Source organism: Mesorhizobium sp. L-8-3 (assembly GCF_016756615.1).
Lineage (GTDB): Bacteria > Pseudomonadota > Alphaproteobacteria > Rhizobiales > Rhizobiaceae.
In genome coordinates, this window is the sequence record NZ_AP023262.1 from 5,113,342 (window position 1) to 5,128,826 (window position 15,485).

16 protein-coding genes and 1 pseudogene are annotated in these 15,485 nt (G+C 64.1%); 2 read left to right on the forward strand and 15 right to left on the reverse strand.

All coding sequences use genetic code 11. The features are described from left to right. Positions 1 to 32: 32 nt before the first annotated feature. Both JN302_RS23700 and JN302_RS23705 read right to left on the reverse strand, forming a co-directional pair. On the reverse strand, positions 33 to 1,145 hold the full coding sequence (locus JN302_RS23700; protein WP_244846695.1) for an MFS transporter: 1,113 nt from the start codon (positions 1,143 to 1,145) through the stop codon (positions 33 to 35). 125 nt (positions 1,146 to 1,270) lie between these two features. Further along, positions 1,271 to 1,516 (reverse strand): DUF1127 domain-containing protein, encoded by a 246-nt coding sequence (locus JN302_RS23705; RefSeq protein ID WP_244845851.1) that lies wholly within the window; start codon positions 1,514 to 1,516, stop codon positions 1,271 to 1,273. 133 nt (positions 1,517 to 1,649) lie between these two features. Between JN302_RS23705 and JN302_RS23710 the strand changes: the two genes are divergently transcribed. After that, positions 1,650 to 3,155, forward strand: a complete 1,506-nt coding sequence (locus tag JN302_RS23710; protein ID WP_202329354.1) for a winged helix-turn-helix domain-containing tetratricopeptide repeat protein — start codon at positions 1,650 to 1,652, stop codon at positions 3,153 to 3,155. A gap of 165 nt (positions 3,156 to 3,320) precedes the next feature. On the opposite strand, the gene JN302_RS23715 is transcribed toward JN302_RS23710, so the two are convergent. Continuing rightward, complete coding sequence (locus JN302_RS23715) at positions 3,321 to 4,232, reverse strand: agmatinase (RefSeq protein ID WP_202329355.1); 912 nt, start codon at positions 4,230 to 4,232, stop codon at positions 3,321 to 3,323. A 56-nt stretch (positions 4,233 to 4,288) separates the two neighbouring features. Then, positions 4,289 to 4,984: a TetR/AcrR family transcriptional regulator gene (locus tag JN302_RS23720; protein WP_202329356.1), complete on the reverse strand. Its 696-nt coding sequence runs from the start codon at positions 4,982 to 4,984 to the stop codon at positions 4,289 to 4,291. Positions 4,985 to 5,177: 193 nt separating this feature from the next. Here JN302_RS23720 and JN302_RS23725 point away from each other — a divergent pair, with 193 nt between their 5' ends. Next, positions 5,178 to 5,666 (forward strand): RidA family protein, encoded by a 489-nt coding sequence (locus JN302_RS23725; RefSeq protein WP_202334423.1) that lies wholly within the window; start codon positions 5,178 to 5,180, stop codon positions 5,664 to 5,666. A gap of 799 nt (positions 5,667 to 6,465) precedes the next feature. On the opposite strand, the pseudogene JN302_RS23730 reads toward JN302_RS23725, so the two are convergent. From JN302_RS23730 to JN302_RS23780, 11 genes and pseudogenes are all read right to left on the reverse strand, one after another. After that, positions 6,466 to 7,839, reverse strand: a pseudogene (locus JN302_RS23730) (heavy metal translocating P-type ATPase); the annotation flags it as partial. Continuing rightward, positions 7,836 to 8,621 (reverse strand): DUF2189 domain-containing protein, encoded by a 786-nt coding sequence (locus JN302_RS23735; protein ID WP_202305782.1) that lies wholly within the window; start codon positions 8,619 to 8,621, stop codon positions 7,836 to 7,838. The pseudogene JN302_RS23730 and the gene JN302_RS23735, both read right to left, overlap by 4 nt. A 13-nt stretch (positions 8,622 to 8,634) precedes the next feature. Beyond that, complete coding sequence (locus JN302_RS23740; protein ID WP_202305783.1) at positions 8,635 to 8,838, reverse strand: hypothetical protein; 204 nt, start codon at positions 8,836 to 8,838, stop codon at positions 8,635 to 8,637. Beyond that, entirely contained in the window at positions 8,835 to 9,704 is an 870-nt protein-coding gene (gene ccoP / locus JN302_RS23745; RefSeq protein WP_202305786.1) for a cytochrome-c oxidase, cbb3-type subunit III, read from the reverse strand. The genes JN302_RS23740 and ccoP overlap by 4 nt, the downstream gene beginning before the upstream one ends. Further along, on the reverse strand, positions 9,695 to 9,865 hold the full coding sequence (locus JN302_RS23750) for a cbb3-type cytochrome c oxidase subunit 3 (RefSeq protein ID WP_202329358.1): 171 nt from the start codon (positions 9,863 to 9,865) through the stop codon (positions 9,695 to 9,697). Before JN302_RS23750 ends, ccoP begins: the two co-directional genes overlap by 10 nt. Positions 9,866 to 9,869: 4 nt before the next feature. Then, positions 9,870 to 10,601: a cytochrome-c oxidase, cbb3-type subunit II gene (ccoO, locus tag JN302_RS23755; RefSeq protein ID WP_202305794.1), complete on the reverse strand. Its 732-nt coding sequence runs from the start codon at positions 10,599 to 10,601 to the stop codon at positions 9,870 to 9,872. Between the two features lie 5 nt (positions 10,602 to 10,606). Then, positions 10,607 to 12,265, reverse strand: a complete 1,659-nt coding sequence (gene ccoN / locus JN302_RS23760; RefSeq protein ID WP_202329359.1) for a cytochrome-c oxidase, cbb3-type subunit I — start codon at positions 12,263 to 12,265, stop codon at positions 10,607 to 10,609. 20 nt (positions 12,266 to 12,285) lie between these two features. After that, positions 12,286 to 12,726 carry an RrF2 family transcriptional regulator gene (locus tag JN302_RS23765; RefSeq protein WP_274609286.1) on the reverse strand — a complete coding sequence of 147 codons (441 nt, stop codon included), beginning with the start codon at positions 12,724 to 12,726 and terminating at the stop codon, positions 12,286 to 12,288. 469 nt (positions 12,727 to 13,195) lie between these two features. After that, positions 13,196 to 13,744 carry a hypothetical protein gene (locus tag JN302_RS23770; protein WP_202329361.1) on the reverse strand — a complete coding sequence of 183 codons (549 nt, stop codon included), beginning with the start codon at positions 13,742 to 13,744 and terminating at the stop codon, positions 13,196 to 13,198. A gap of 22 nt (positions 13,745 to 13,766) precedes the next feature. Next, positions 13,767 to 14,690 (reverse strand): DMT family transporter, encoded by a 924-nt coding sequence (locus tag JN302_RS23775; RefSeq protein WP_202334424.1) that lies wholly within the window; start codon positions 14,688 to 14,690, stop codon positions 13,767 to 13,769. Positions 14,691 to 14,929: 239 nt separating this feature from the next. Beyond that, on the reverse strand, positions 14,930 to 15,352 hold the full coding sequence (locus JN302_RS23780; RefSeq protein WP_202305810.1) for a CBS domain-containing protein: 423 nt from the start codon (positions 15,350 to 15,352) through the stop codon (positions 14,930 to 14,932). Positions 15,353 to 15,485 lie beyond the last annotated feature (133 nt).

Genomic DNA, 15,485 nt, shown 5'->3' on the forward strand with positions numbered 1-15,485 from the left:
CATTTCGACGCGGCACGGGGCAAGCGCCTCGATCAGAACCGCCGTCTCTTCGCCAACAGAAACACCGCCAGTACGCAGCACAGCAGGCCAAGGAATGATGGCAGCCCCTGATGTCCGATCAGTTGCATCGCCAGTCCCGTCGCGGGCGAGCCCACGATGCCGCCGGTGCCCCATACGAACGCGAAGGCCGCTGTACCGGCGACCAAGGCTTGACCGGTGAAACGCTCGCCGAGCTGGATCAGCGACATGGTGTAGATCCCGAACGAGACCCCGCCCCAGACGAAAACGACCGGCCAGACGAGCCAGGTGTTGAAGATCGACGGCAGCAGCAGGCAGCCGGCCAGCGAAGCCAGGACACAGAATAACATCGTCCGCGTCGAGCCAGACTGTTCGGCCAGGCGCCCGAGCAGAATCTGCAGCGCGGCATTGCCTGCGATGAAACTGCCGATAAGCGAAGCCATACGCTCCTCGGCGCTGCCGAGCGCGGCGCCATAGACAGCGAACAAGGAAAGCAGGACCTGCTCGAAGGCGGCTGCTGCAAAAACCGCGAACAAGAGGAGCGGCGCCAGTGCGAAGAAGCCGACGACCGATGTTGCCCCGCCTTCATGCGGCATGCCAGGCAGGCGCGGTACGACCGCAAGCACGATCAGGCCGCAAAGAAGGAAGGACACGATGCCGATCATGAAGGGCGGCCAACCCTGCGTGCCGACCAGGCCGAGCGACAGCGGGCCGATGGCGACGCCGCCCGAAACGACCGACGAATAGAGGCCCATGATGCGGCCCCGGCGTGACGCGGGCGCGATCGAGATCAGCCAGGTTTCGCTGATAACGTAAAGCGGGTTGGCGAAGAAACCGAGCAGGAAGCGGAGCGGCATCCAGGCCCAGACGTCCTGCATCAGGGCAATCGCGATCAGGGTGAGCGCGGCCAGGATCGAACACAGGATCGCAAGCCGCGTCCCGCCCACTCGCCGCGCCAGCGCCGGAATGAGGGGCGCGGATACGACGAAACCCAGCGGCGTCATCGCCGCCGACAAACCGATCAGGCCTGATGTCATTCCCTGCCGCTCCAGGATGAAACTGAGCAGCGGATAGGTCAGCCCCTGTGCCACGGCGAACACCGTGACGGTCGCGATGATGCCCGCCATCGCGGCCCATGGCATCCGATTCTCTCGCGTCGCGCTTTCGGCAGACTTCGCGCCGCCAAATTCCGGCAAGAGCCGGCGAACCACCACGGCGCGCGGAAACTGGCGATCCCGTATCATTGGCCGCCTCATGCCTGCCAGAAGGGCTTGGCGATCTCCGCCTCGACCTGCCGTCTCGTCAGGCCGATATCGTCGATCAAATGGGGATTGGCCCGCGACATCTGCTCGAGGTCCCAGCGAAAGCGTTTCCGCTCTTCCCAGGTCGCGATAATGCTTCGCAGGGTTGCCAGGTGCCGACGCGACACTTCCGCCGGTCCCACGGGCGCTCCCGGCCGCGCTGCCTGGTGCGGGGCCGACGCGAGGGTATCGTTCATGGCAACCTCCATATGGTTTGAGGGTGCTGGGGCAGCCCCTCGCTCGGACAGAAGCTGCGGGATACGAACGGCGGCGTCATTAAGCTCGCCCGAATAGTTCCAAAAACTTCCAAACCGGCTATAGATGCGCCGCATGCAGGGATCGCGCTTTGCCTTTGGTCCGTTCGTGCTCGATCCGGGTGCCGGAACGCTCCTTCGGAACGATGTCCCCGTTGCCGTCGGCTATCGCGGGCTGAAGCTGCTTGCGGCGCTCGTCGGACGATCCGGCGAGATCCTGGCCAAGGTCGAGCTGATGGACGCGGCGTGGCCGGGCACGGCAGTGGAGGAAGGCAACCTCACCGTCCAGATTGCGGCGCTGCGAAAGCTGCTAGGTCCGGCCGCCGACGGCGGTGAATGGATCGCCACGGTTCCGCGCGTCGGCTACCGCTTCACGGGGGCAACGGAAACGCTCGGTGGCGCGAAGCGAAAGCATTTGCCGCTGCCGGACAAACCATCGATAGCCGTGCTGCCCTTCGTCAATGTCGGCAACGATCCCGAGCAGGAATCGTTCGTGGATGGGTTGACCGAAGACCTGATCACCGACCTCTCCAGGTCAGGCCTGTTCGTCATCGCGCGCAACTCGGCCTTCGCCTACAAGGGAAAGGCGATGGACGTGCGCGGAATCGCTGAGGAACTCGGCGTACGCTACCTGCTGCAGGGCAACGCACGACGCGCCGCGGGGCGCGTGCGCATCAATGCCCAACTGGTCGACGCAGCGAGTGGCGATCATCTCTGGGCGGAACGTTTCGATCGCAGCCTGGAGGATATCTTTGCCGTTCAGGACGAGGTCACGGGCAAGATCGTGGAGGCGTTGCTCGGACGGCTGCGCACACCGCCGCCGCGCAACCGGCCCAAAAATATCGAGGCCTATGATCTCTGCGTGCGGGCGCGCAAGCTGATGGATGATACGCCGCAGACGGCCCGGGAAGCGCATCTGATGCTCACGCGTGCGGTTTCGCTCGATCCGGGATATGCCGAGGCCCATCGCTGGCTCGCCATGAACCACTGGATGGGATGGGTGCATAGCGGCGGACCGGCCGAATCCAGCCGCAGGGTTGCCTTGGAACTGGCGCGCAAAGCCGTTGCGATCGATCCCAACGATGCAGGTAGCCGCTGGGTCCTGGCGTATCTGCTTGCCTATGAGCGCAGCTTCGCCGAGGCGGATGCGGAATTCGCCAGGGCGATCGAACTCGACCCGAACGAGGCCGACACCTGGGCGGCGTTATCCGACATTGCGGTCCTTGCCGGGCGGGTCGAGGAGGGCCTCGAGCACAGTCGCAAGGCGTTCCGGCTGAACCCGTTTCCGGCAAGTTGGTACTATCTGACGCTCGGCCAGGCGCAATATGCGGCCGGCGAATACGAGGCTGCCGTCGAGACACTGCGCAAGGACGAGACTTATCGTACGAGCTCACGCCGTTTCCTGGCGGCAAGCCTTGCCCAACTGGGCCGGCTCGACGAGGCGCGCGCAGAGGTCGAACTTTTTTTGGTCGCCAACCCGCATTTCACGACCCGCCACTGGGCCTCGACGGAGCCGTTCCGCGACGCTGCGACGCTCGAGCATTTCGTCGATGGCTTCCGCAAGGCGGGTCTTCCGGAATGACGCGCCGACCAGAGGGTAGGGCGCGGCAAAGTGCGACAGTGACGCGCCTTCCTGGTGCCGACCAGAGCCGACGATCGGGGCGTCAGCTGGTTGGGATTGCGCAAGCACGACCAGCCAACTTCCGGCTATAGCTCTGAGAGCCTGAAAGCGAGAGGCGGCCGGGTTTCAAACCTGCCTGACGATGGTGCCGATCACATTGACGAGAAGGCGCGCGGCGGTCAGGGCCGACAGGCCGTCAATGTCGGCGGGAGGATAGAGTTCGACAAGGTCGAATCCTGTGATCCTGGCCCGCCTGCCGAGGCCCGCGATCAGGTCGATCACCTGCGTGTAGGTGAGGCCGCCGGGCGTACGCCCAGCCACGCCCGGCATGATGCCGGGATCGAGGCCGTCGCAGTCGAGGGTGACGACGATCCGCGCTCCTTTCGGAATATGCCGGAGAGCGGCTTCGACGCCCTGGGCGTGAACCTCGCGGGCGGTCACGAAGCGGGCGCCATAGTGCCGCGCCGCTTCGATTTCAGTGAGACGTGCGCTGCCCACGCCACGGATGCCGACCTGCACGATGCCGGCGACATGTGGCATCTCGCTCGCTCGGCGCATCGGGTTCGAATAGCCGTAGCGTTCGCCATGCAACTCGTCGCGCCAGTCTATATGGGCATCGATCTGCAGGACCCAGACCGGGCCGTGATCCGCAAAGCCGGCGAGGAAGGGAATGGGCACGGAATCGTCGCCGCCGAGCAGGATCGGTACGGCCGCCAATGCCAGGACCTCGCGCGTCTTCGCCGCGATCCGGGCCCGGTTGCCGGCATTGTCATGCATGGTGGTCGGGATGTCGCCGGCGTCGACGCAGCAGACCGGCTTGCCGTCGAACAGCGGGCCGCCGAGATCGAAATCCCAGTGCTCGACGAGCGCGGCATCGATCTGGCTCGCGGCGCGGATAGCGTCGGCGGCCAAGGCATAGCCACTGCTGTCCTTGCCGGGATAAGTGCTGCCGTGACCGGCTCCGAAGATCACCGCACGGGGCATGCGGCCTTCCGCGAGGCGATCGGGAAAGCCGAGAAAGGAAGGTGAGGCGGTCATTTCTTGATTGGCCTTGATGATGGTTTAGCCGAAATTTCGGTGTTGCCGGTAAAACTTTATCTTGGTGAGAGGCCATCGAGCAGGAAGCCGAGGCCTTTCCGGAAAGCACCATCCCAATCGTCATCCAACAGCAGCCGGGAGCGTTCGATTGTCGCGTAGCGTTCGCTGAGGCGTGCAAGGCGCTGCTGCGCGGCGGCCCTGTCGTCGTCCGAGAGGTCGAAGCTCGCCCGGGTGATGGTGGCGCCCATCACATAGTTCCAGAGCGACCATATCGCGACGTTCAGATCTGCGTCCGCTACACCGGCTCTGGACAAGGTCTTGCTCAGCAGTTCCAGGCGACTGAGGATGTTCGGGCCGAGCGCACGGCGCGGCAACAGCGATGTCGACCAAGGATGGCGCAGCATGCTGGCGCGCCAGTCTTCGAGCATGTCAACGACTTCTCTACGCCAGTCTTGAGACTCAACCATTGGCGGCGGTCCGCGATAATCGAGCACAGAGTCGAGCGCCAGATCAAAGACATCCTCTTTGTTGTCGACGTGCCAATATAGGCTCATCACGCCCGAGCCGAGGCGATCGGCCAGCCGACGCATCGTCAATCCGCCAACTCCTTGAGCGTCCAGCAGTTCTACCGCGGTCGCCACGATACGCTCCCGAGAGAGAGGCGGCTCACTGCGCGGCTCCTGCACGGGCTGGAGCCACTCACTCATCCGTTGAGACCGTTTGCGCCGGGCGCCGCTACGTTTGGCTGCCATCCGTCTTCCTCGCTGTTCAGAACGTCGATTTTGACCGGCAACGCGACGAATGTCGATCTGGAACGATTGACTCGTACGTCGTACCATACGATGACTCGTACACCGTATGAGTCGTCGCATGGGCGATACGGTTTCAGGTTCAATCATGCCGACCGCGGGGGGCGCTCGCAGTCCGCAGAGCCAAGAGAAAATCATGTCACGCGCAATCGAGCATCTGTTTATCGGAGGGCTAATCATCATGACCCTGGGAGTTCCCACTGCCACGACGGCGAACGAGAATGATCGCAAGCTGACCATCGTCAATCCACAAGACCTCTACGACCCGTCGCCGAATGGCTACAGCACGGCGGTGATCACGCCCCGCGAAGCCCGGGTTGCCTACATCTCCGGACAGGGCGGCCAGGACAGCACGGGAGCCTTGTCGCCCGACTTCGCTCTCCAGGTTGAGCAGGCCTACGCAAATTTGCGCACCGCACTCGATGCACTCGGTGCCAGGCCGGATCAGGTCGCCAAGCTCACGGTCTTCGTGGTCGATCACGATATGTCCAAGCTCGAGGTGTTGACCAAGAGCGTCAAGGAAATGTTCGGCGAGGCGCTGCCGGCACAGACATTGATTCCCGTGCCCAAACTGGCGGTCGACGGCATGCTGTTCGAAGTGGAGGCCGTGGCCGTGCTTGATTAGCGGGGGCGGTGCGTCGGAATCATCGGCATCGCTTCGCTAGGGCAGGGTGATGCCGTCACGCCTCACCTCACTACAGCTACAAGTCGCATAAGATAGATTATGGAACTGAAAGCCGTGACCCTGGCTTGGTGCCAAGCCAATCGCCCTGGGTTTTTCTCCCGTGGCTCGACTGGTCGAACACGTGCTGCATGGCCAATGGTCGCTTCCAATAGGTCACGCGACCGTCGGCCGGTCGCGAGGTTGTGGTTTCTCGGACACAGAGAGCGCCGCGATCTTCTGCCAAATGGTTGGGCCGTATGCGGCGGGTCGATCTCGAAGGCCGATTACCGATCACCGCCAAACGGGCCCATCGGCGGCGATCGTGTCCGTTCGCAACATCAATTCGTCCGTAACCTTATTGTTGATCGACAAGGTATTGTTCATAGGCCACAATTTGGGCGTCATTGCCATAGGTCGCAAGATGCTGGCGCCGGTAGACCTGCCTTGAAGGAAGTGATTGCGCTGTCGTCCATAATTGCCTGAAAATACGACAAAAGTCCGATTCTCTAGACGGTACTGGCCGATCGGCTGCCGCGGATGACTTGGCTCGACCGGCGAGGGGTTGAGTACGGGCTTGCCGCCCTTCCCCGCACTCGCTGGCCGCGAAAGCCCGTCGGGAGCCCGCACACCCCGCGGACGGCAAGGAGCCTGCGGCTCTTCAGCGCGCGCTGATTTGGCGTTTGCGTGCGGAGGCAATCTTCTCTAGAGCCTCGCCGATCCGACCATCGAGGAATCCATTGATGACTGCCAGGACGCCAGAAAGCCGCGGTACGCTCGAGGTCAGCGTGCCGGTCTTGTCGAAGACCACCATGTCGATCTCGGCCAGGCGCTCGATGCCTGAACCGTCCCTCACCATGATCCCGTTCTCGAACAGGCGTCGTGCGGCCACGACCTGCACGATCGGGACGGCGAGGCCCAGGGCGCAGGGGCATGTGATGATCAGCACCGCGATGGCGACGCCGATCGATCGATGCCAGTCGCCGGTTGCCGCCATCCATCCCAGGAACGTCAGGAAGGCGGCGGCGTGGACGACAGGCGCGTAGAGCCGCGCGGCGCGATCGGCAAGCCGCCGGTAGCGCGCCCGCCCGCCTTCGGCGGCCTCCATGAGGCGGACCATCTCCGCGAGGAACGATACTTGCGCGCCGGCTTCGGCGACAATTGTCAAGGGCCCTGAGAGGTTCAGCGTTCCGGCGATGACCGGCGCGCCGACCGCAACGCGCTGCGGGCTGCTTTCCCCGGTCGCGATCGCGCAATCGAGTTCGGAGGCCCCCTCCTCCACCCTGCCGTCGACCGGCACGCGGTCGCCGATAGCAAGCCGGATGCGCATTCCAGGTCTTATCTCGTCGACAGGAAGATAGTCGAGGCTGCCATCCGCCCTCAGGACCGTTGCACCGCGCGGAGCCAGCCGCATCAGCCCGCGCACTGCAGCGCGCGCTTTCTCACGCATCATCTGATCAAGAACGCGACCGATCAACAGAAAGAAGATGAGGGATGTCGCCGCGTCGAAGTAAGCGTGCTCTCCATTGTGCATGGTGTCGTAGAGGCTGAGGCCGAAGGCCAGTACGACACCGATTGATATCGGCACGTCCATATTGGTGCGGCCCTTGCGAAGAGCGCCCCAGGCGGAGCCGAAGAAGATCGACCCGGAATAGAGGAGAGCTGGCAGGGCCAGGAGTGCCGATATCGAATGGAAGGCATTACGGGTCTCGGGGTCTGCACCGGACCACACGGAGACCGAGAGCAGCATGATGTTCATGGCGCAGAAGCCTGCGACGGCGAGCGCCCGGACCAGACGCGACAGCTCGGGATCGCCGGTTTCGGCGCTTGCGTCGAACAGATGCGCGGAATAGCCGAGCTCAGCCAGGGGCTCGATCAAGGGCGGAGGCTCTTCGCCGCGCCATTTGATCGCCACGCGTCGGGTCGACAAGTTCACCCGCACTTGGGCCACATCCGGCAAACGCCCGAGCCCGTTTTCGATCGCCCGGATGCAACTGGCGCAACGGACGCCGGGGACCGAAAGGTCGGTCTGCCTGAGGCCATCTTCGAGGGCGCGGCTTGCGAGCCGGATCTCCTCGCGCCGCGGCGCGCCGCCCAGATCGGCGCCGGCTTCGGCGCCAGGCGCGCAACAGCTCAATGGATCGCCCGGTAGCTGTGCCAGGTTGCGTGGCCGAGTAGCGGAAACACCACGATCAGGCCGAGCAATCCGGTCGCGACGCCGAGCAGGAACAGCACCAGCACGATGGCTCCCCAGGCGAGCATCACGGGCAGGTTGTTCCAGACCAGCGAGATGCTCGTGCCCATGGCGGTGAAGGCATCCGTCCGTTCGTCGAGCAGCATGGGCACGGCAAAGGTACTGATGGCGAAGGAGAAGGCGGCGAAGAGCCCGCCAACGACCGAACCGACGAGCAGCATGCCCCAGCCTTCCGGAGTCGTGAACAGCATGGCCGCGATATGGTCGAGGCCCGGGAACGGCCTCAGGCCGAAGAACAGGGCGTAGATGATCACGGCGGCGCGCATCCAGGTGAGCATCAGCAGGCAAAGGATCGCGCCGGTGTACCAGACCTGCGCGCCGGATGCGGCATTGACGAAGATCATGCGGCTCAGCGCGACCGGTGTGCCGGCTTCGATGTCACGGCTTTTCTGGTAGAGCCCGATGGCGAGCAGCGGCCCGACCACCATGAAGCCCGCAAGCGCGGGAAACAGGATGTAGTCGATCCCGAGCGCGAAAAGCCCCCATATGATGGCGATCGACACGGCAAAGACGGCCAGGCCGTAGAGAAGGCTCGGGCCGGGTTGCGTGGTCAGATCACGCCAGCCGGCACGCAGCCAGTCGAATGCGGCGCGAGCCGGCAGGTTCCGGCGCCGTCTCTCGCTGAGCGGCGGAAGCGCGGTACCGGTTTGATCGATGGTTCCCATGCCGTACTTCCTCCTAGCAGGCCGGCTTGGCCGCCCTGAAGGCGCCCGGCTCCCCGGCAACCTTCGCATGCGGCACGCAGTCGGGCTGCGAGCCGACCGCGACATAGACCAGATGCACATTCGCCCCGGCCACCAGGGCAATGCCGACGGCGGCGATCGCCAGGGCGAGCAGCCTCCAGTTGATCCGTGGCGAACCCGTTTCGGCCGGCGCGCTCATTTCGCCGCGCTTCCCAGCGTGCTCACATAGAGCGCCAGGATCTTGATATCGAGCGGCGAGAGGCGGCTTCCCCAATGGGGCATATGTCCCTGCCGTCCCGAATAGACCGACGTGTAGATGGACTGCGTGTCTCCGCCGTAGATCCAGTGGTCGTCGGTGAGATCGGGTGCTCCGACGTCCTGCTTGCCCTTGCCATCGTCGCCGTGGCAGGCGACGCAATTGGCAATGAAGACCTCCTGCCCGGCCTTGATCTGGTCCGTATCGCCTCCGCCTTGCGACAAGGATTGCACATATGCCACGACATCGCCGATCTGCCGTCTGTCGAGTACGCCGTCCTTGCCGAAGGCCATCATCTGCGAAACGCGAGTATCGGGATCGGTGGAATTGATACCGACCCGGATCGTTTCCGCGATCGCTTCCGGGCCACCGCCCCACAGCCATGCCTTGGCTGCCAGGGATGGGAAGCCGGGCCCACCGGTGGCGGCCACGCCATGGCAGACCGCGCAATTGTCGTCGAACAGCGTGCGTCCGGTCTCGCGCACTTTCTGCATTAGCGCCGGATCGGCTTCGATCTGGGCATAACCCTCCGCCGTGACGCGATCGGTCCACGCGGCGCGCTCAGCCGCGGCTTCCTCGACCTGCCTGGCCACGACTTCACGCTGGTCGTTTCCGAGCAGCCCCTTCGTATAGGTCGACCACAGTGGCCATGCCGGCATCAATATCCAGTAGATCACCGCAAAGAGCGTCCCCGCCGCGAGGAAGAACAGCACGATACGAGGCACCGGTGTGTCCAGTTCCTCGATGCCGTTCCATTCATGTCCCGTGGTCATGCGGCCAGTGACGGGATCCTGCTTGCCTAGCTCCACGGCTTGTCGTCCTTGTCCAGGATGCTGCGCTTGGCGCGGTCGAAGCGCTTTTTATTGGAAGGCCAGAATGCATAGACCAGCACGCCGATCGCCAGGGCGATCAGGTAGAAAAGGCCCCAACTCTTCGCGAAGCCGACGACGGACTCATGATCGATTTCCATGGCGTCATTCCTCCACCTTGGCGGCCTGACGCTGCGCGGCATCGGTCAGCCGACCGAGTATCTGGAGATAGGCCACGATCGCATCCATCTCGGTGACCTGCGCGGCATCGCCATCGAATGCGCGCACCGCGGTGGCTTCACCGTAACGTTCGGTGACCCCGCTGGAGAAATTGCTGTCAGGCGTCGCCTGACCGTAGGCGTCGTTGGCGGCACTGTCGATCATTTCCTGGGTGTACGGCACGCCGACCGCCCTCTGGGCGGCGAGATGCTCGCCCAGATCGTCGATCTTCAGGGGATTGCGCGCGAGCCAGCCATATTTCGGCATCACCGATTCCGGCACAACGTCGCGCGGGTTGATGAGGTGGGCGACATGCCAGGCGTCAGAATATTTGCCGCCGAGGCGGGCAATGTCGGGCCCGGTGCGCTTCGAACCCCACAGCATCGGATGATCATATTTGGATTCCACGGCCAGCGAGTAAGGACCGTAGCGTTCGACCTCGTCGCGCAGTGTGCGGATCATCTGCGAATGGCAGGCATAGCAGCCCTCGCGGATGTAGAGGTTGCGGCCGGCGAGTTCGAGCGGCGTATAGACGCGCATGTCGGGCGCCTGCTCGACGGTCTCATCGATGGTGAAGAGCGGCGCGATCTCGACGAGCCCGCCAATGGCGGACACGCCGACGATGGCCAGCACGAAGCCGATGGCGCTGCGCTCCAGCTTGCGATGGAATTCGGGCATCGCGGTCACTCCCCGGCCTGCAATGCGCCGGCGGGCGGCGCGACGGGTTCGTCGGGCTCGCCCTCGGTTGTCGCGAGATCGCCGCGGGCGCTGCGGATGGTCATCCACACATTGTAGGAGCCCACCAGCGCGCCGAGCAGGAAGAGCAGGCCGCCGATGGTCCGCGCAATGTAGTAGGGGTGCATGGCGACAAGCGAGTCGATGAAGGAGAAGGCCAGCGTGCCGCTCTCATTGTAGGTGCGCCACATCAGCCCCTGGATGATGCCGGAATTCCACATCGCGAAGACGTAGACGATGGTGCCGGAGAGCGCCAACCAGAAGTGGACTTCGACCAGCTTGGGAGAATACATCGCCTCCCGCTTCCACATCCACGGCACCAGGGCATAGATCGAGCCGAAGGTGATCATGGCGACCCAGCCAAGCGCGCCAGCGTGGACATGCCCGACCGTCCAGTCGGTATAGTGAGACAGGGAATTGACTGCGCGGATCGCCATGAACGAGCCTTCGAAGGTCGACAGGCCATAGAAGACCGCGGCCACCATCATGAAGCGCAGCGTGGCGTCGTCGCGCACCTTGTGCCAGGCGCCGTTGAGCGTGGCGAGCGCGTTGCCCGCCGACGCCCAGGACGGAACGAGCAGTACGACCGAGAACGTCATGCCGAGCGTCTGCACCCATTGTGGCAAGGCCGTGTAGTGCAGATGGTGCGAGCCGGCCCACATATACATGAAGGTGATGCCCCAGAAGCTGATGATGGAGAGCCGGTAGGAGAAGATCGGCCGGCCGGCGCGCTTCGGCAGGTAGTAATACAACATGCCGAGAAAGCCGGCGGTGAGGAAGAAGGCCACGGCATTGTGGCCGTACCACCACTGCGTCATCGCATCCTGCACGCCGGAGAAGAGCGAATAGCTCTTGGCATGGCTGAACGACACCGGCACGGCGAGATTGTTGACGATGTGCAGCACCGCCACCACCAGGATGAAGGCCATGTAGTACCAGTTGGCGACGTAGATGTGCGGTTCCTTCCGGCGCGCAAGCGTGCGTATGTAGATCAGGAAATAGACGACCCAGACGACCACCAACCAGATATCGGCATACCACTCCGGCTCGGCATATTCCTTGGATTGGGTGAGGCCCATCAGGTAGCCACTTGCGGCCAGGATGCAGAACAGGTTGTAGCCGAGCAGGACGAACCAGGGGCTGAGCTGGTCGGGCAGCCTTGCGCGCGAGGTGCGCTGCAGGACGTGGAAGGATGTCGCGATCAGGGCGTTGCCGCCGAAGCCGAAGATGACGCCACTCGTATGGACGGGCCGCAGGCGGCCGAAGCTCGCCCAGGCGGCGTCGATGGTCATGTCGGGCCATGCCAGCAGCGCGGCCACCCATACGCCGACGGCCATCCCGATCACGGCCCATATCATGGCCAGCACGATGCCGACTTTCGTCGGGTCGTCGTAGTAGCGCGACAGCCGTGTCGCGTCCGGCTCCGCAGCATAGTAGGCGGCCAGCACGACGAAAGCGACGATGCCGGCGAAGGCGAGCACGACGAAGCCGTGCGCTCCCAGCGGATCGTTGCGCCCGGCCGCGGCCATGGCCAGGCCGCCTAGTCCGAGAAGGGCGAGAACGACCAGCGCAAGCTGCCGTTCGCCGATCGTGAGCCGTGAGGCCATGGACATCCCTTCCCCTCCTCTCAAGCCGCGTGCGTGTCGATGCCGAGAAGTGTTTCCAGCGCCGTCCTGTTTCGGACGACGTCGGCAAGCGTGTATCTGTCGAGAACCGCGAGATAGGCGGACAGCGCCTCGCCGAACATGCCCTTGAGCCGGCAGGCCGGAGAGATGGCGCAGCAGCCTCCGTCCCCCTGAAGGCACTCGACGAGGGCAAACTCCTCCTCGGTGGCCCGCACCAGCGCACCGATGCTGATCTCTGCCGGGAGCTTGGCGATCCGGATGCCGCCAGCCCTGCCGCGGACCGTGGCGATCAGTCCGAGCTTGCGAAGCTTGAGCGCGACCTTGCGCAGGTGGTTGCGCGACAGTTGATAGGCCTCGGCGACGTCGCCGACCGTGGAGACGCGGCCAGGGCGCATGGCCAGATAGATCAGCATCCGAAGCGCATAGTCGGTGTGGAAGGTCATCCGCACGGCATGCTCTCCCCTCGATAAGCCGCCGAAGACGAAGCCGTCCGGACAACGCCGCTGAAATGAGAGCCGGACGGCCCAGTGAGCACACGAGACGGGAGCCATGCCGAATGGACGGCACAGAGGAACACGTTCAGCCTGCGGCCGCCAGCCAAAGTCCATGTTGCCTCTCCAAACAACCTGGATTGCGGTTCCCGACGACTGCCCGCCTTGCCGGCGCGCAACGGATTCGATGGAGATTGTGTCATCACGTCTTGCAGCTGTCGATGGCGATCCCGCGCGCGAATTTAAATGGTATTCTATTTACCACTTTTGGCGCGCCGACGGACTTTGGCCAGCGCGCAAAAGGTCGCATGCATCGACCCGGCGCGGGCGGCTCGACGTCTCAGGCCGACCCGGACGCACCGGCGGCGAATGGACTATGAGAGGTCAATCTGATCCGCTGGCAGCGCCATCTTCCAGCGCCTCAGGTCTCCGTGCCGAGGTCCTCGAAACGGCAGAAATAGGTGGTTCTGTCGGTCGTGTCGCCATCGAGCGGAATGCCGCGCAGGATGACCGTCACGATCTCGCCGCCCGGTTTCGCGATGACGGTGCCTTTGATCACGACATCCTCATGATCGTCCGGCGTGAGCTCGAACGGCGTCTCGCCGTCGCGCGTCTCGCCCAGCCTGACATCGCCGAAATCATAGTCGCCCTCGGCCGCATAGGTCGGTTCCATGCGCGTCGGCGACAAAAGCAGGAAGAAGGACCCCGCTGCCGGATCGTTCTGGGGGATGGTGCCCCACAGCGACATCTCCGCCTTTTCGCGGGTCGGCTGGACACGGGCGACAAGGTCGCGGCAATCCTGATCCGATTTCGGCCCGCCGGGCTCCGGATACCAGAGATAGGTGCCGACGGGCGAATTGCTCCCGGGCTGCTGGGCAACAGCGGAGCCGGGCAGGATAAGGGTTGCAAGCAGCATCGCGGCCAGGCGCCGCGAAGGGCCGCCCTGCCCTGATCTTTCTCCTTGCCTCACCGGCGGCCTCCTTCCCTCGGCGTCAACGGCCGTCGCGCGGCACCGCCTCGACGGGCACGGTCTTGTCGACGACCTTCTGCCGGTGGAAGATGAACAGGCCGGCGAAGACGATGACGCCCGACCCGATCAGGATCTGGGTATCTGGCACATCGCCGAAGAAGATCAGCCCGAACACGGCTGCCCATAGCAGCAGGCTGTATTGCAGCGGCGCGAGCGTCGAGGCCGGCGCGAGCTTCAGGGCACGCGTGATCATGAGATGCGCGGCGCAGGAAACGATGCCGAGCAGCAGCATCGCGAAGAGGTCGAGCGCCGTCGGCGTCCGCCAACTGCCGATGGTGAAGGCCAGTCCCGCCACAAGGGCGCCCAGCGTCTGCCAGGTGACCAGCGTCGTGTCGCTGGTCGCTCTCAGCACGCGGTTCATGACGAGGCTCAAGGCGAAGCAGAGACTGCCCACGAGGGCGAACAAGGAGGCGAGTGACAGCGACGCCGAGGACGGCCGCAGCGCGATCACCACGCCGCCGAATCCGGCCAGGATCGCCACCCAGCGGCGCCACCCGACCTTCTCGCCGAGGAACAGATGCGATATCGCCGCCACATAGATGGGGCCGGCCATGTAGAAGGTCATGACGTCGGCGAGCGGCAGATAGGCGACGGCCGTGTAGAACAATCCGGTGTCCGCCGTCGCGGCGACGACGCGCAGCAGTTGCAGGCCTGGACGTTCGACTTTGAACAGGGCGCTTCCGCTCTGCCGCGCGATCATCGGACAGAGCACGATGAAGGCGCCGATCGAACGGATCAGCAGCACCTGGCCGACCGAAAAGCTGGCGACCAGCCATTTGCCCATGGCGTCGTTCAGCGCGAACAGGAAGTCGCCCAAAAGCATCAGCAGGATGCCGGCGAGAACGACGTTTGAGCCGGCACGGAAGAACGGGGTACGCGCAATCATCATGTCGGGCCGGCGCTGTGTGAAAGACGGAGCGGCTTCGCCGCCGCGCCGCTTTGCCATCCCAGATACGCCGGGCCAAATCAAGGCATCTTTTTGCGATACTCGGCACGCCGCAGACCGGCGCGACGCGCGGCCAGACCGAGCCGCGATCGTCCGTGGAAACGCCGGCTCAGTCTCGAAGGGGCAGGCCTCGCTGCGGGGTTTGCCCGGCGGCGTGACCGTCGCCGGGCGATCGCGGGTCAGTGATGGTGCGCCGAAACGCTCTTCATGCATTCCGACAGCAGATCGCTGGGCGCCGCGCGGCTCAAGTCGCCCATGCTGAGCATGCCGACCATCCGCATGCTCTTGTTGATGACGGGCAGTCTGCGGATCTTGAGTTCTTCCATATGCCGGACGGCCTTGGCGAGATCGTCGTCCTCACGGCAGCAATGTATGCCCGAGGTCATGACGTCGCGCGCCGTGGCTTTCCGACCGTCGAAGTCTTCCTCCGCCAGCCCGTTGCAGACGATGTCCCGGTCGGTGACCATACCGATCAGCCGGTCGTCTTCTCCGATGGGGATTGAGCCGATATCCTGATCCCGCATCAGCTTTGCGAGCTCGGCGACCGGCGTTTCGGGGCTGACCCATTCGACGCCCCGATGCATTGCGTCCTTGACTTTCATGGCGGCTCTCCGTTGCAGGAGTTGATGTGCTGGATGCACTGCTTTCCGCCCTCTCCGTGCCAATCCTAACGCGGAGCGGCGGCGACGGCCAATGACAATTGGTTTCGGAAACCGTATTCCTCTTTCCCGACTG

What these genes read in the sequence shown, in the direction of transcription:
- JN302_RS23750 (WP_202329358.1), bottom strand. Translation starts at nt 9,865, where the DNA reads ATGGAAATCGATCATGAGTCCGTCGTCGGCTTCGCGAAGAGTTGGGGC.
- JN302_RS23725 (WP_202334423.1), top strand. Translation starts at nt 5,178, where the DNA reads ATGTCACGCGCAATCGAGCATCTGTTTATCGGAGGGCTAATCATCATG.
- JN302_RS23715 (WP_202329355.1), bottom strand. Translation starts at nt 4,232, where the DNA reads ATGACCGCCTCACCTTCCTTTCTCGGCTTTCCCGATCGCCTCGCGGAA.
- ccoO (WP_202305794.1), bottom strand. Translation starts at nt 10,601, where the DNA reads ATGCCCGAATTCCATCGCAAGCTGGAGCGCAGCGCCATCGGCTTCGTG.
- JN302_RS23765 (WP_274609286.1), bottom strand. Translation starts at nt 12,726, where the DNA reads ATGACCTTCCACACCGACTATGCGCTTCGGATGCTGATCTATCTGGCC.
- ccoN (WP_202329359.1), bottom strand. Translation starts at nt 12,265, where the DNA reads ATGGCCTCACGGCTCACGATCGGCGAACGGCAGCTTGCGCTGGTCGTT.
- JN302_RS23780 (WP_202305810.1), bottom strand. Translation starts at nt 15,352, where the DNA reads ATGAAAGTCAAGGACGCAATGCATCGGGGCGTCGAATGGGTCAGCCCC.
- JN302_RS23710 (WP_202329354.1), top strand. Translation starts at nt 1,650, where the DNA reads ATGCAGGGATCGCGCTTTGCCTTTGGTCCGTTCGTGCTCGATCCGGGT.
- JN302_RS23700 (WP_244846695.1), bottom strand. Translation starts at nt 1,145, where the DNA reads ATGGCGGGCATCATCGCGACCGTCACGGTGTTCGCCGTGGCACAGGGG.
- JN302_RS23705 (WP_244845851.1), bottom strand. Translation starts at nt 1,516, where the DNA reads ATGAACGATACCCTCGCGTCGGCCCCGCACCAGGCAGCGCGGCCGGGA.
- JN302_RS23775 (WP_202334424.1), bottom strand. Translation starts at nt 14,690, where the DNA reads ATGATTGCGCGTACCCCGTTCTTCCGTGCCGGCTCAAACGTCGTTCTC.
- JN302_RS23735 (WP_202305782.1), bottom strand. Translation starts at nt 8,621, where the DNA reads ATGGGAACCATCGATCAAACCGGTACCGCGCTTCCGCCGCTCAGCGAG.
- JN302_RS23720 (WP_202329356.1), bottom strand. Translation starts at nt 4,984, where the DNA reads ATGGCAGCCAAACGTAGCGGCGCCCGGCGCAAACGGTCTCAACGGATG.
- JN302_RS23740 (WP_202305783.1), bottom strand. Translation starts at nt 8,838, where the DNA reads ATGAGCGCGCCGGCCGAAACGGGTTCGCCACGGATCAACTGGAGGCTG.